At 68.8% G+C, this 12,788-nt stretch carries 11 protein-coding genes and 4 pseudogenes; 3 read left to right on the top strand and 12 right to left on the bottom strand.

Annotation, left to right across the window (positions count from 1 at the left end; all coding sequences use genetic code 11):
- Positions 1-116 precede the first annotated feature (116 nt).
- A pseudogene (locus tag ACIBJB_RS32470) lies at positions 117-278 on the bottom strand (IS630 family transposase); the annotation flags it as partial.
- 247 nt (positions 279-525) lie between these two features.
- On the opposite strand from ACIBJB_RS32470, the gene ACIBJB_RS32475 reads away from it, so the two are divergent.
- Complete coding sequence (locus tag ACIBJB_RS32475) at positions 526-1,179, top strand: hypothetical protein (protein ID WP_398935869.1); 654 nt, start codon at positions 526-528, stop codon at positions 1,177-1,179.
- 87 nt (positions 1,180-1,266) lie between these two features.
- Here ACIBJB_RS32475 and ACIBJB_RS32480 read toward each other — a convergent pair.
- The 3 pseudogenes from ACIBJB_RS32480 to ACIBJB_RS32490 form a co-directional block, all read right to left on the bottom strand.
- A pseudogene (locus ACIBJB_RS32480) lies at positions 1,267-1,482 on the bottom strand (transposase); the annotation flags it as partial.
- A 28-nt stretch (positions 1,483-1,510) separates the two neighbouring features.
- Positions 1,511-1,597 (bottom strand): annotated as a pseudogene (locus ACIBJB_RS32485) (winged helix-turn-helix domain-containing protein); the annotation flags it as partial.
- A 187-nt stretch (positions 1,598-1,784) separates the two neighbouring features.
- A pseudogene (locus ACIBJB_RS32490) lies at positions 1,785-2,158 on the bottom strand (M4 family peptidase); the annotation flags it as partial.
- 312 nt (positions 2,159-2,470) lie between these two features.
- Here ACIBJB_RS32490 and ACIBJB_RS32495 point away from each other — a divergent pair.
- Positions 2,471-2,854 carry a hypothetical protein gene (locus tag ACIBJB_RS32495; protein ID WP_398935871.1) on the top strand — a complete coding sequence of 128 codons (384 nt, stop codon included), beginning with the start codon at positions 2,471-2,473 and terminating at the stop codon, positions 2,852-2,854.
- 55 nt (positions 2,855-2,909) lie between these two features.
- Here ACIBJB_RS32495 and ACIBJB_RS32500 read toward each other — a convergent pair whose 3' ends face one another.
- From ACIBJB_RS32500 to ACIBJB_RS32535, 8 genes are all read right to left on the bottom strand, one after another.
- Positions 2,910-3,044, bottom strand: coding sequence for a hypothetical protein (locus ACIBJB_RS32500; protein WP_398935873.1), 135 nt, complete (start codon positions 3,042-3,044; stop codon positions 2,910-2,912).
- A gap of 323 nt (positions 3,045-3,367) precedes the next feature.
- Positions 3,368-3,745 (bottom strand): toxin Doc, encoded by a 378-nt coding sequence (locus ACIBJB_RS32505; protein ID WP_398935875.1) that lies wholly within the window; start codon positions 3,743-3,745, stop codon positions 3,368-3,370.
- A complete protein-coding gene (locus ACIBJB_RS32510) occupies positions 3,745-3,984 on the bottom strand; it encodes a hypothetical protein (protein ID WP_280860177.1) in 240 nt (79 codons plus the stop codon). Before ACIBJB_RS32510 ends, ACIBJB_RS32505 begins: the two co-directional genes overlap by 1 nt.
- A gap of 474 nt (positions 3,985-4,458) precedes the next feature.
- Positions 4,459-6,213, bottom strand: a complete 1,755-nt coding sequence (locus tag ACIBJB_RS32515; RefSeq protein WP_398935876.1) for an RICIN domain-containing protein — start codon at positions 6,211-6,213, stop codon at positions 4,459-4,461.
- A gap of 51 nt (positions 6,214-6,264) precedes the next feature.
- Positions 6,265-7,086 (bottom strand): carbohydrate ABC transporter permease, encoded by an 822-nt coding sequence (locus tag ACIBJB_RS32520; protein WP_398935878.1) that lies wholly within the window; start codon positions 7,084-7,086, stop codon positions 6,265-6,267.
- Positions 7,083-8,069 (bottom strand): carbohydrate ABC transporter permease, encoded by a 987-nt coding sequence (locus ACIBJB_RS32525; RefSeq protein WP_398935880.1) that lies wholly within the window; start codon positions 8,067-8,069, stop codon positions 7,083-7,085. Before ACIBJB_RS32525 ends, ACIBJB_RS32520 begins: the two co-directional genes overlap by 4 nt.
- A gap of 9 nt (positions 8,070-8,078) precedes the next feature.
- The gene (locus ACIBJB_RS32530) at positions 8,079-9,326 is read right to left on the bottom strand and encodes an extracellular solute-binding protein (RefSeq protein WP_398935882.1); all 1,248 of its coding nucleotides are present in this window, start codon (positions 9,324-9,326) and stop codon (positions 8,079-8,081) included.
- A 43-nt stretch (positions 9,327-9,369) separates the two neighbouring features.
- Positions 9,370-11,379 (bottom strand): glycoside hydrolase family 127 protein, encoded by a 2,010-nt coding sequence (locus ACIBJB_RS32535; RefSeq protein ID WP_398935884.1) that lies wholly within the window; start codon positions 11,377-11,379, stop codon positions 9,370-9,372.
- Positions 11,380-11,659: 280 nt separating this feature from the next.
- On the opposite strand from ACIBJB_RS32535, the gene ACIBJB_RS32540 reads away from it, so the two are divergent.
- Positions 11,660-12,682: a LacI family DNA-binding transcriptional regulator gene (locus tag ACIBJB_RS32540; protein WP_398935886.1), complete on the top strand. Its 1,023-nt coding sequence runs from the start codon at positions 11,660-11,662 to the stop codon at positions 12,680-12,682.
- Positions 12,683-12,788 lie beyond the last annotated feature (106 nt).

A 12,788-nucleotide genomic window follows, 5' to 3' on the forward strand; every position in this document is an offset into this window, starting at 1 on the left:
ATCAGCGTCGCAAGCCGGGGCACCAATGGTTTTCGCAAGGATGGCTCTGACGGTGTTTGTCAATTGTCAGTTGTCCGTCTGAGTTTGTCACCGGCTGGTTACTTGACTTCGGCCTGTCAGGGTGAGGCTGGATTATCGAGGATCAGGCCGGTGCGGGCTATGAAGCCGTCAAGGGTGTCGAGCCGGTACTGAAGCCGCTTGAGTCGGTTGCGCACGAGGGCCTCCAGCCGGTCCAGGACGACGACGAGGTTGGCCAGGCTGCGTTTGACGTGTGCCCAGCCCTAGAGAGTCCAAGGATCACGTTGCCCGGATACGGCAAGGACCAGTGACCTCCGACTGCCGGTCGATCCCCTTGCCTGCTCGATCGCGGCTGGAGAAGACTGATGGCCTCGGTGGGGAACGGGCGGGAGACGAGCGATGACCACGATGAGAAGTGGCACCGCATGGGAGGCGGACGGACAGCCGCCGCCTCAGCCGAGGGTCGGCCGGAACCTACTGGTCGGTGCGGCACTGATCGTTGTGTCCGTGGCCGCCGTACTGACCTGCCATTTCGTCTTCACCAGCTGGCTGCCCAGCGATCGCACCCAGTACCGGGAGTACAAGGCGGCCGAGGCGTGCCTCGCCCGCAGCGTGACACCGAGGGCGGAGGACTGCCTGCGGAAAATCACCTTCACCGTTGAAGACACCTCGCTTGGCGCCAAGAGGACAACGGCGACCTTGCTCGGCCCTGAGCCCTTCCCGCGGATGGTCGTGCCGTTCGGCGACACGGAGCCGGTGCTGAGCGGGCTTCAGCGGGGGGACCGGGTCACTGGCACCGTGTGGCGCGGCGTGGTCGTGGTGGTTGCCGAGAGGGACGTCCGGCAGAATTCCAGCAACGCGCCCCGCGACGAGCCGCAGATGATAGTCGCCGTCGGCACGTTCGCGGGCCTGCTGGCAGCGTGGGCGCTGATGTTCGGCGCGATGCATTTGGCCAGACCGCGCGACCCCGGACTCTTCACCTGGCGCCCGTACGGCAAATGGCTGCTCATCGTCATGGGGGCGACCTGCGCCGTCGTGGGTCTGTCCGCCGTGTGGACGGGCACCCCGTGGTTGCTCGTGCCCACGGTCTGCGGGGTAGTCGTCGCAGCTACGGCGTGGTTCCTCCACCGAGACCTGCGACTCAGAGGGGTCGGCCGGTAGATCGGGCATGACATGGCGAACAACGAACGTTCAGTACTTCGGCTCGTCAAGGTGTTGCTGGTTCGTCGAGAGTCAGGCCGGTGCCGGCTACGAAGCCGTCGAAGGTGTCGGGCCGGTGCCGGCTACGAAGCCGTCGAAGGTGTCGGGCCGGTACTGCAGGCGTTTGAACCGGTTGCGCACGAGCGTCTCTAGCCGGTCGAGCGCGACCACGGCGAGGTTGGCCAGACTGTGCTTGACGTGTGCCCATACCCACTCGACGGGGTTGAGGTCGGGCGAATAGGCGGGCAGCAGGAACACCGTCAGCCGGCGAGGGCGCACCCTGCATCAGCCTCGTGGCGCCGGAGACGCTGTAGGCAATGTGGAACTTCCTGCCGATCAGCGTGACCGCCCTCGCCGCGGTCCACACCTGTTCCTCCACCCAGCCGTGGGCGGTCGGGCCCTCATCGAGGTCTGCGGCCAGTTTCTCCAGACAGCCCCCTCGGCTGACGGATGACCCGGTCGGCGCCCTGACAAACGCGTGAGAACTGTTCGACGCCGCCTCGCACGTGCTGGTGTGCCGACCCCGCCGCCGGGATCCCGTGAAGCCCGGGCGGCGGTGGCGCCGGTCAGGGTGTCAGCTGCCAGCGGGCGATGTATCAGACGTCGGTGGAGCCGATCCTGTAGGCGCAGCTTCCATGTGCCGTTGAGCGGTTGAGTAGGGAGTAGACGGGGCCCGACGAGGTCGACGGTCGGGTCTCCGCGTCGGGGTGGACGACGTTGACGGAGACCGTGGTGGTCGCTGAGGCGTTGCCGTCGCCGCCTGTGATGGTCACAGGGGACGTCACGGCGGCCCCGTTGTCGGGGATGTCCACCTGGAAGCGTTGGCGTAGACGTAGGCGATCTGGCAGCTGAAGGTGACCGCGGCGGTCGCGCCCGTGCTATCGGTCACCTTGATCGCGACGTCGCCGGTGCCGAGCGTGGTGGGAGTGCCGCTGATCACTGCGTCCCGCTGTTGGCTTTGTCGCGGAGAACCGGGTTCTGGCACAGATCTTGGGGAGAGGTGGCGGAGTGTCACCAGGGCAACAGCATGAGGTGGTCGGCCGCAGGGCGGTTTGCCGGGACAGCCCAAACTTCCAGGCGCTCTCGCGAGCCGTGCTGGCATCGTATGGACCATGGCAGCGATAGCCGACACATCCGAACCCGACAGCCCTGTTCGCAGCGTATATCCGCCCCTGGTGGAGGCAGCGTGGCTGTATCAGGCGGATCAGGTGCGTCCGGAAGACCTACCGATGACCCTGCTCAGGCACTCGCCATGGGAATGGACACGCCGACCCTGTGCGAGCTCGCCGGCCTGCCGCGTCACGCGGACCCCCGGGATATTCGCGACACATTTGAGCAGGCTCTCGAAGAATTGGGGATCACTCCGCCCGAACACCACCTGGCCCGGCGATACGCGCTGCGCAGGCTGGCCACGCGATTCACCGCCGGGGAGGTGGATCTCGCCGAGTTGGCATCGGACGAGTGGGCGGAGATAGAGGTCAAGACCGCTGAGGAGCATGCATTCGTGGCGCTACTCCCGCCATGCGCGTGCTGCATCGAGTACACGCTTCGCCTCGACGAAGCGGAATGGAAAGTGCAACTGCAGATCGCGGCCTGTATCTTGGTCTCGCATCCCAATGTAGGGCCGCGCTTCTGACGGGTGGGTCAGAAGGCGTCTCTGGCGCAACATCTGAGGTCGCGATCGCGGAGGGTCACTGGAGCAGGATCATCTTGCGAAGGAGTTCGAATCCGGCACGCCCATTGAGCTGCCGCTTGATCTTCTTGATGCGATTGACGGCGCCCTCGATGCTGCCGGAGCTCCAGTCGAAAGTGAGCCCGGCGGTCACGGCGTCGAGGTCTCGTCGGCAAGGGCGGCCCGGTGGGACTGCGCTGGTGGGGCGACGCGCTGGACCAAGACGTCGAGTTCGCGCGCCGCCCGTCAAACCGACGGCGAAGACGTCGCCGTTGCAATGGCCGCATCGGGCGCGCCGCGGCGCACCTAGGTCGTCCGGCACCTGGCGTCCCAGGTCGTGGACCGGTCCGCAACGCGGCCGCACATCCAGATCGGGGATTTCAGACGAGTTCCGCCTCGTTTCCCCCACTGCGGCGGAAGTCCACCGGCTGTCCACAGCTCGCCCCGCGCAACGACCCCGCCCGGCCGGTCGACCTCTCAGATCTTCCAGGAGCGGATCCGCTCGGCGACTTCGGGGACCCGCAGGCTTGTGTCGCGGATCTTCCGGACGAGGTCGGACAGGGCGCCGTAGGGCGGGTCGATACCCTCGCCGGACTGATCCATGTACTGGGCCGCGACGAACGCGGCGTAGAGGCTGTTGCGGTGCGGGAGCGGCTCGAGGCGCACGATGGTGTGCATGAGCGCGGCCGCACGCCAGGCGGCGTCCGGGTCGGCTGCCTGAAGGGTGGGGAGTTTGGTCTTGTGCCGGGCCACGGCGGCAACCAGGGCGGAGTAGTCGGCGACGGACATGTCCTCGGAGCCGAGGGCGGTCTCCTGGACGTCGAGGAGCCAGGAGACGTCGATGGGCAGGTGCATCAGGCGGCAGCGGCCCCGCCGGGGCGCTCGGCCGGGGGGATTTCGTCGGGGAATGCGTCGTCGAACTCGTCGCGCAGCCGGTCGGCCCAGGCGCTCGCGCCCGTGATGAACTGCTTGCGCTGCATCTCGCGGACACCGAGGTCGTGCAGGTACTGCTTGAGGCTCTTGCCCTCGGCGGCCGCGGCCGCACGGACGCCTTCGAGCTCTTCCTCGGTGAACGGCACGTTCAGGGATGGCATACATCAGATGGTACCTAGTAGGTACCGCGCGTGTGAACCGTCAGCGGAACCTCGTACGACGCGCTCGTACCCGTCTCCGTGAACGGCACCCAAGAGCCCCGCACCCACTTCTCTCCCGGACGCGCATACGGTGCTCGTCGAGCAAGGCCCAGTCACAGTGCAGCCGGAAGATCTCGTGCGAGGGCAGCACGGAGATGCCCATGGCCGGCAATAGTGAATTTTGCGCCTCCAGGAGAGCGGCTGGCCGCAGAGGGTCCGCAGCAGTGTCGCGACCCAGGCCTTGGGCCGTTTTGGGAACTGGCTGGGCGGATTTCGGGCGAAGCGTCCAAGTGAAGTCCCCCTCGCCGTGGTCGGGGCCGGCGGATTCGCCGCCCTGGGCGCACCACCCCGACCGCAGGTACGTGGTCACGGAGCTCCGGGCCCACAGGCCTGTGCCCCCGGCCGATGTCGGCCGGGGGCACAGACGTCCGTGGGTCAGCGCGCGGTGAGTTTCCAGAGGTGGTCGGCGGTGCCGTTGTCGGTCCACTGGAGAACCTGGGCGCCGGGGGAGGTACTCATCTGGTCCACACCGAGCAGGCGCCCGCTGTTGTAATTGGCGATCTTGTAGAAGCCGTCGCGGGCCGGGATGAGCTGCCAGAGGTGGTCGGCGGTTCCGTTGTCGCCCCAGATCAGGGCGGTGCCGCCGTCACTGGTGCCCGCGTTGGTGATGCCGAGCAGCAGGCCGCTCTTCTGGTTGACGATCTTGTAGAGGCCCGAGCCGGCCGCGGCCAGCGTCCAGTTCTGGTCGGTGCCGGTGGTGGACGTGGCCTGGACGACCGAGGTGCCCTGGGCGGTGCCCGCGTTCAGGGTGTCCAGAGCGAGGCCGCTGTTCTTGTTGGTGATCTGGTAGCGCCCGGCGAGTGAGGTGTTGGTGCCGCTGGGGGTGACGACCACGTGGTAGCCGTCGGTGGCGTTCATCGTCACCGGCACGGTGATGGAGCCGCCGGACACCGCGTAGTCGGCATCCGAGATGGTGATCGGGCCGGGGGATGCCGTGGTGCGGCCGGTGCCCGGGCTGTACTCCACCTTCACGTGGACCGTGCTGCCGAAGGCCGACAGGGCGGAGAGGCCGTTGACGGTCACCGCGCAGGAGCCGGTGCAGCCGCCGGCGACGACGCTGATCTGGTTGCCCGCGCTGTTGCGGGCGGCTATGCCGTCGATGCCGGTCTGTGCGGGAGGCGTGGTGACGAGCATGTTGCCCGACATGTCGCCGTACCACTTGTACGTCCAGTACGAGCCGTTCGGCGAGCCGCCGGTGTCGGTAAGAGAGTCGCCGAGGGTGCCGTAGTGGTTCCAGAAGGCGAGTTCCGCGTCCCGGACACCGGCCCGCTCGAACTTGGCGGCGTAACCGATCAGTGCCCCGGAGTTGCCCATCTCGTCGGGCGTGCCGTACTCCTCGATGGCGATCGGGCGTGGGCTGATGCCGAGGCTCGACTCCAGGGACCGGTACGCGGACACGTGCGCGGCGATGTCCTTGCTGCCGTTCAGCTCATGCCAGGCGATCACGTCGGGGACGGTGCCGCTCGCCTTGGCGTCGGTGAGGAACGTGCTGAACCAGGACTGGTTCCACGCCGAGTAACTCGGGCCCTGGATCGGGGTCGTGGCGTCCTTCGCGCGGACCTCCTTGTACGTCCGCGCCCAACCGGCGTCGAAGACGCCCGCGTTGGTGGTGTCCCAGGTCCAGTCGGGCTCGTTCCAGAGCTCGTAGGCGCTGATGTTGGTGGCGCCGGAGGACTGCACCGAGGCGACCTGCTTGTCGACGGCGGACAGCCAGTCGGCCCAGCTCACCCACTTGTAGGGGAAATTCGGGTACCAGTCCGGCATGCGGACGACCACCTTGGCGCCGGCGCGGGCCGCCTTGGGCGCTACGACGAGCGCGTCGCCGGCGGGCTTCGGCTCCCCGTTGGGCAGCTGGCTGCCGCCCGGGGCCATCTGTACGAAGGTGTTCGGCTTGAGCGCCTGGACCACGCTGTCGGCGGGGGTCGTCCCGTCGGCGAGGCCGTAGAGGCTGCCGGTAGCGACGTGGGTGACCGGGCGCAGGGTCTGGTTGGCGTTGACGACCAGGGTGGTGGCGGAGGTGGGGATCGCCTCGGCGGACGGCACGGTGAGGGCGAGTGCCGTGACGGTCAGCGCGGCTGCGCCGAGGGCGGCGGTCAGGCGAACGGGCGTGGGGGGTCTTGTGCGGCTCATGACAGGGTTCTCCTCAACGGAGGGGGAAGGGGGTTGGAGGTCGTGCGCGGCTCAGTCCTTCACGGCGCCCGCGGTCACACCTGCGGCCACGTAGCGCTGAGCGAGGACCAGCAGGACCGTGGCGGGGACGGACGCGACGACGGCGGTGGCCATGATCGCGTTCCACTCCTGGTTGTTGTTGCCGATGTACTTGTAGATGCCGAGGGTGATCGGCCTCCAGTCGCCGCCGCCGTCGAGGGTGTTGGCGAAGACGAAGTCGGACCAGGCCCACAGGAAGCTGAAGAGCGAGACGGTGACGAGGGCGTTGCGGCTCACCGGCAGGACGATCGACCAGAAGGTGCGGAAGGTCCCGGCGCCGTCGATGCGGGACGCGGCGATGAGCTCGCCGGGGATGCCCGACATGAACGCGGTGAAGATCATGACGCCGAAGGGCACGGCGATGGTGGAGTCCGCGACGATCAGACCCCACCAGGAGTTGAGCAGCCCGAGATCGAGGAAGATGCCGTAGAAGCCCATCGCCATGACGATGCCGGGGATCATCTGGGCGACCAGCAGCACCAGACCGAGAGCCCCGCCGCCGAACGGTCGGAGTTTCGCCAGTGCGTAGCCGGCCGGGGCGGCCAGTACGAGGGTGAGGGCGACGGTGCCGAGGCCGATGAGCAGGCTGGTGCCGAGGTAGGGCATCTGGTCGTCGAGGACGGCCCGGTATCCCTCGAAGGTGGGGTGCAGCGGGAACAGGTCGGGCGGGGTCTTGCGCATGTCCTGCTGCGGGGTGAGGGACACGTTGAGCATCCAGTACACCGGAAACAGCATCAGGGCCGTCAGCAGGAGCCCGATGATGGTGTAACGGCGGGAACCGGTAGGTGACTTCACGTCTCCTGCCTCCTCTGGCCGGACTGGACGCGGATGTACAGCAGGCCGAACACGAGGGCGATGAGGATGAGGAGGTTGCCGACCGCCGCCCCCGGTCCGAACTTGGGCAGCAAGGAGCCGAAGCCCAGTTGGTACGACCAGGTCGCCAGGGTGGAGGAGGCGTCCCCCGGTCCGCCCTTGGTCATGATCCAGATGAGGTCGAACACCTTGAGGGTGTAGACGAGTCCGAGGAGCAGGGTGATCGCCGACACCGGCCGCAGCAGCGGGAAGGTGATGCGGCGGAACTGCTGCCAGGCACTCGCCCCGTCGAGGGACGCGGCCTCGTACAGCTCGCCGGGGATGTTCTGCAGCCCGCTGTAGAGGATGACCAGGTTGAACGGGATGCCGATCCAGATGTTGGCGATGATCACCGAGGTGAGCGCCCAGTCCGGCGAGGTGAGCCAGCCCACCGGGTCCACGCCGAAGAAGTGGAGGAAGTAGTTCACCACGCCCGACTCGCTGTTGAGCATCCACGACCACGAGGACGCCGACACGATCAGCGGCAGCAACCACGGGATGAGGAACAGGGCGCGGAGGGTCGGGGCCAGGCGGAAGTGCCGGTTGAAGAAGACCGCGAGGGCGAGGCCGATGGCGTACTGGAAGGCGATCGACACGAAGGTGAAGATCATGGTGTGGCGCATCGCCGGGCCGAACGTGGAGTCGTCGAGCACCTTCTGGAAGTTGTCCCAGCCGGAGAACGGCGCGTCCCCCGACACGAACGACCGGACGGTGTAGTCGCGCAGGCTCAGGTCGAGGTTGCGGTAGAGGGGATAGACGTAGAACGCGGCAAGGTAGGCGAGCAGCGGGGCGACGAAGGCGAGGGCGGTCAGCCGGCTCCGGCGCCGCTGCCGGCGCCGCAGCGGCAGGGCATCGGTGCCACCCGTACGGCTCGCCTTCGACACGGCCCCGGTCCGCCGCGGGCGGTCGACTCGGGCGATGGTCATGACGGAGGCCTAGCCCTTCTCGGCGCTCGACTGGGCCGTGTCCAAGGCATCCTCGGGGCTCTTGCCGCCCGACAGGGCCGACTGGACGGCTGTCCACATCGGCTGGGAGATGGTCGGGTACTTGGAGCCCAGACCGCCGCTGGTGCGCCCGCGGGCCGCGGCGACCGCGCTCACCCACGGCTCGAGCTTCGGATTGGCCGCCACCTGCTTGGCCTGCACGGCGGCCGTCGGGGCGATGTACGTCAGGGTCGTGTCCGTGGCCAGCAGGTTGGTGTCGTTGGTCAGACACTCGACGATCTTCTTGCTGACGTCGTAGCGGGCGCTGTCCTTCTGCACGGGCACGGTGACGAACTCGCCACCCGTGGGCACCGGCGCCGAACCGCCGTTCTGCGCGGGGACGTTGATGACGCCGTAGTCGAAGCCGGCCTTGTCGGCGTTGCCGAGCTGCCAGGTGCCGTTCTCGCCGAAGGCGTAGTCGCCGGTGGCGAACTCCTGCCAGCTGGTGGTCTGCGTGTTCTGGAGGACGTCCTTGGGGGCCAGTCCGTCGTCGACCCATCCCTTCCACAGCGACAGCGCGGCAACTCCCTTGTCCGAGTTGAGCTTTGTCAGATCGCCGCCCGCGCCCCAGAACCACGGCAGGAACTGGAAGCTGCCCTCCTCCGTGTTGATCGCGGAGAAGGTGATGCCCTTCTTCCCGGCCGCCTTGACCTTGTTCAGGGCCGCGGTGAGGGACTTCCAGTCCTTGATCGAGGACGGGTCGACGCCCGCCGCCGTCAGGACCTTCTTGTTGTAGTAGAGGGCGAGCGTGTTGGCGCCGATCGGGACGCCGTAGGAGGCGTCGTCGATGGTGCCCGCGCCGATGATGTTCTTCTGGATCGACTTGGTGTCGAGGCCCAAGTCGCTCGTCTTGTTGAGGATCCCCGCCTCGACGAGCGTGGAGACGACCGGGTTGTCCACCAGCATCACGTCGGGCGCGTTGCCCTGCTGGGCCGCCAGCAGCGCCTTGTTGCCGAGGTCGGTGGTGTCATACGCGGTGCGCTTGACGGTCACCCCGGCCTTCGTCCCGCACTCGCTGACGAGCTTGTCCCACGGGGAGGACGCGTCGAACTGCGGGTACGGGTCCCAGAAGGTGTACGTCCCTCCGGACGCGTCGGTGGAGCCCGACCCGTCGTCGGAGCCGCCTGAGCAGGCGGTGAGGGAGGCGAGGGTGCCGACGGCGGCGAGCGCGGCCAGGAGGGTACGGCGGGTGGGTATCACGGGGTGACCTCGTTGTCGTGGAAGAGGGGAAGGCAGGGGGGCTTCAGGAGGTGGGCAGCCAGACGCGCATGCTGCCGTCCTCGCGGTTGGCCCAGGCGTAGTAGGGGACGGCGGTCAACTCGACGGGTTCGCCGTCCTGTTGCGGCGAATCGGGCGACTCGTCGACTGGGGCGTACGGCCACCAGCCGGCGTCCGGGAGGTGCCGTCGGCTGCCCGCCGCCACGACCGTGGTGACGCCGCCGAGCAGGTCCGGGCGGTGCTTCACGGCGAGTGGGCGGGTGGTGTCGACGACGATGTCGTCCAGGCCGCCGCCGGGGTGGTCGACCCCTTCCAGGCAGTAGACGAGGGGTCCGCGTTCGATGGCCACGCAGCCGCGTACGGCGTCCACGCGGGGGTCGGCGGCGGTGAGGCGCGGCTCCAGGGAGAGTTCGAGGACGACCTGGTCTCCGGGCGTCCAGGTCCGCTCCAGCCGCAGCCAGCCGTCGGCCACAGGAGCCTCGTACGTCTCCTGCCCGCATCGCACCCGGAACTCCCGGCACCACTGCGGGATACGCAGGGAGAGCGTCCAGGGCTCCGCCGGAGTCTCCTCGACGGTGAGGGCGATCGTGCCGTGCCAGGGGTAGTCGGTCTCGGCCCTGATGACGGCCACGTCGCTTGCGTACCGCCCGGAGACGTACTGGTGGATCTGCAGGCCGTTGTCGTCGCTGCTGGCCAGGTAGTGCTCCAGGCTTGCCAGGAGGCGCATGACGTTCGGCGGGCAGCAGGCGCAGCGGAACCAGCGGGTGCGGCGGGCCGACTGGTCGCCGCCGGGGTCGGTGTGGCCGTCGCGGACCTGGAGCGGGTTGACGTACAGCCAGCGCTCGCCGTCCAGCGACACCCCGGCGAGGAAGCCGTTGAACAGGGTGCGTTCGATCAGGTCGGAGTAGCGGGCCTCGCCGGTGAGCAGGGCCATGCGCCAGCTCCACTGGATCGAGGCGATGGCGGCACAGGTCTCGCAGTAGGCGCGTTCGTTGGGCAGTTCGTACGGGTCGCCGAAGTCCTCCTCCTCGTGGTGGGCGCCGAGGCCGCCAGTGAGGTGGGTCTTGGTGGTGGTCATGGCCTGCCACAAACGCTCGGCGGCGGTGCGCAGTTCGGCGTCGCCGGTCTCGGTGGCCAGATCGGCCGCGGCGGCCAGCAGATACAGCTGGCGTACGGCGTGGCCCTCGACGTTCGTCGCCTCACGCAGCGGGACCCGGTCCTGGCAGTAGGCCTCACCGCCGAGCAGCCCGTGGCCATAGCGGTCGACGAAGTAGGCAGCCAAGTCGAGGTAGCGGCGCTCGCCGGTCTCCCGGTACAGCTCGACCAGGGCGGTCTCGACCTCGGGATGGCCGTCGATGCCGTCGATGGGCTTGCCGCTGCCGGGCGGCCCGAAGACGGAGTCGACGTGGTCCGCGAACTTCCTTGCCACGTCGAGGAGTTCGCCGCTGCCGGTGGCCCGGTGGTGGGCCACGGCCGCCTGGATGAGGTGGCCCGCACAGTACAGCTCATGGCCCCAGCGCAGGTCCTTGTAGCGCTCGCCGCCCTTGACCAGCTGGAACCAGGTGTTGAGGTAGCCGTCGGGCTGCTGGGCGCCGGCGACCAGGGCGACGATCCGGCCGACCTCGACGGCGAGGTCGCCGTCCGGGGCCTGGTCTTCGGCCGGGGCATGCTCTCCGTCCGGGGCCAAGCCTCCGTCCGGGGCCAAGCCTCCGTCCGGGGCCAAGCCTCCGTCCGAGGCCTGAGCGAGCTGCCAGGCGGCCGCTTCCAGCCACTTGTAGACGTCGGTGTCCACGAAGGGATAGGCGCCCTGGAACTCGCCCGCGGCCGTGCCGGCCGCCAGCCTCAGGTTGTGCAGGTTTCCGGCCGCCTCCAGCAGTGCCGGTCCCTGCGGGATGGAGACATGCGCGTTGCTCGCACGGCGGGCCTGCCAGAACCCCGTATCGATGCCGACAGCGGCGGGGCGCAGTGCGGCCCGGCTGTCCGGGCCGAATCGGACCGGTCCCGTCGCGGGCAGGGCGGGGCGTGTGCGGGGCATGGCTCTCCGGTGGTGAGTGGTGGGACGAGACCGGCGTACGGCCGTGAGGGGTGGCCTTCGCCAAGGCCCGCTCCTCCTGCACGAGGAGCGTCGAGGCGGGTGACCGACTACTTGGAACCCGTTTTGCGCAATCGTTTTCTCGCCGAGAATGTAGAGGGCGGACCACCCGACAGGTCAAGGGTTACGCCAGGAGTTTATTCACCTTTTCCCCGGACTGGCGCAACGCCGCCGCACCTGTCACGATGTCGGGCGTCTGACTCGTCCAGGAAAAGGTTTGCCCGTGACTCCTGCTGCTCCAGACTCTCCTCCGGCCGGGCGGGCCCGGCTCGCCGACGTCGCCGCCCTCGCCGGCGTCAGCGTCGGAACGGCGTCCAAGGCACTCAACGGCGCCGGACGCATGCGGCCCGAGACCCGGCAACGAGTGCTGGACGCGGTCGCGCAGCTCGGATTCAGTCCCAACCAGCACGCCCAGAGCCTGCACACCGGCCGCAGCTGGACGGTCGGCCTCATGACCACTGACGGCATCGGCCGCTTCAGCACCCCGGTGCTGCTGGGCGCCGAGGACGCGCTCGGGGCGGGGAAGATCTCCGTCCTGCTGTGCGACACCCGGGGCGACGCCATCCGGGAGCAGCACCATCTGCAGAACCTCATGGACCGCCGGGTGGACGGAATAATCGTCACCGGCCGCCGCACCGATCCCCGGCCGCCGCTGCCCGGCGTGGAGGGCATCCCGGTCGTCTACGCCCTGTCCCCCTCCACCAACCCGACCGACACCTCTGTCGTCACCGACGACCGCGGCGGCGCACGCCTGGCGGTCGAGCATCTCGTGGCCGGCGGACGTACCCGGATCGCTCACGTCACCGGCCCGCAGCACCACGCCGCCGCCCGCGAACGGGCCCGGCACACGGTGGAACAGCTGCAGGCCGCCGCGCTGGAACCGTCCACCGGGCGAATCCATCACGGCGAGTGGAGCGAGGCGTGGGGCCGCCGGGCCACCGAGGCGGTGCTGCGCACAGCGCCGGACACGGACGCCTTCTTCTGCGGCAACGACCAGATCGCCCGGGGCGTGACGGACGCCCTGCGTGAACGCGGGGTGGCGGTGCCGGGCGACATGGCCGTCGTCGGCTACGACAACTGGGACACCATGGCCCTGGCCAGTCGCCCGCCCCTCACCACCATCGACATGAACCTCTCCGAGATCGGCCGGATCGCGGCCCTGGAACTGTTGCGGGCCATCGACACCGAGCCCCGGCCCGGCACGCACACCGTGCCGTGCCGGCTGGTCGTGCGCGAATCAAGCTGAGTACGGGCGGTGCAGGCGCGGGCCCGTGCGGATCCCGGGCGACGCGGGGACCCGGCGCCTGCCCGCCATACCCTTCGCGGGCACTGCACCACCCGGCCGTCGCGGC

Origin of the sequence: Streptomyces sp. NPDC050759, from assembly GCF_044456945.1 — a bacterium.
Taxonomy (GTDB): Bacteria; Actinomycetota; Actinomycetes; order Streptomycetales; family Streptomycetaceae; genus Streptomyces.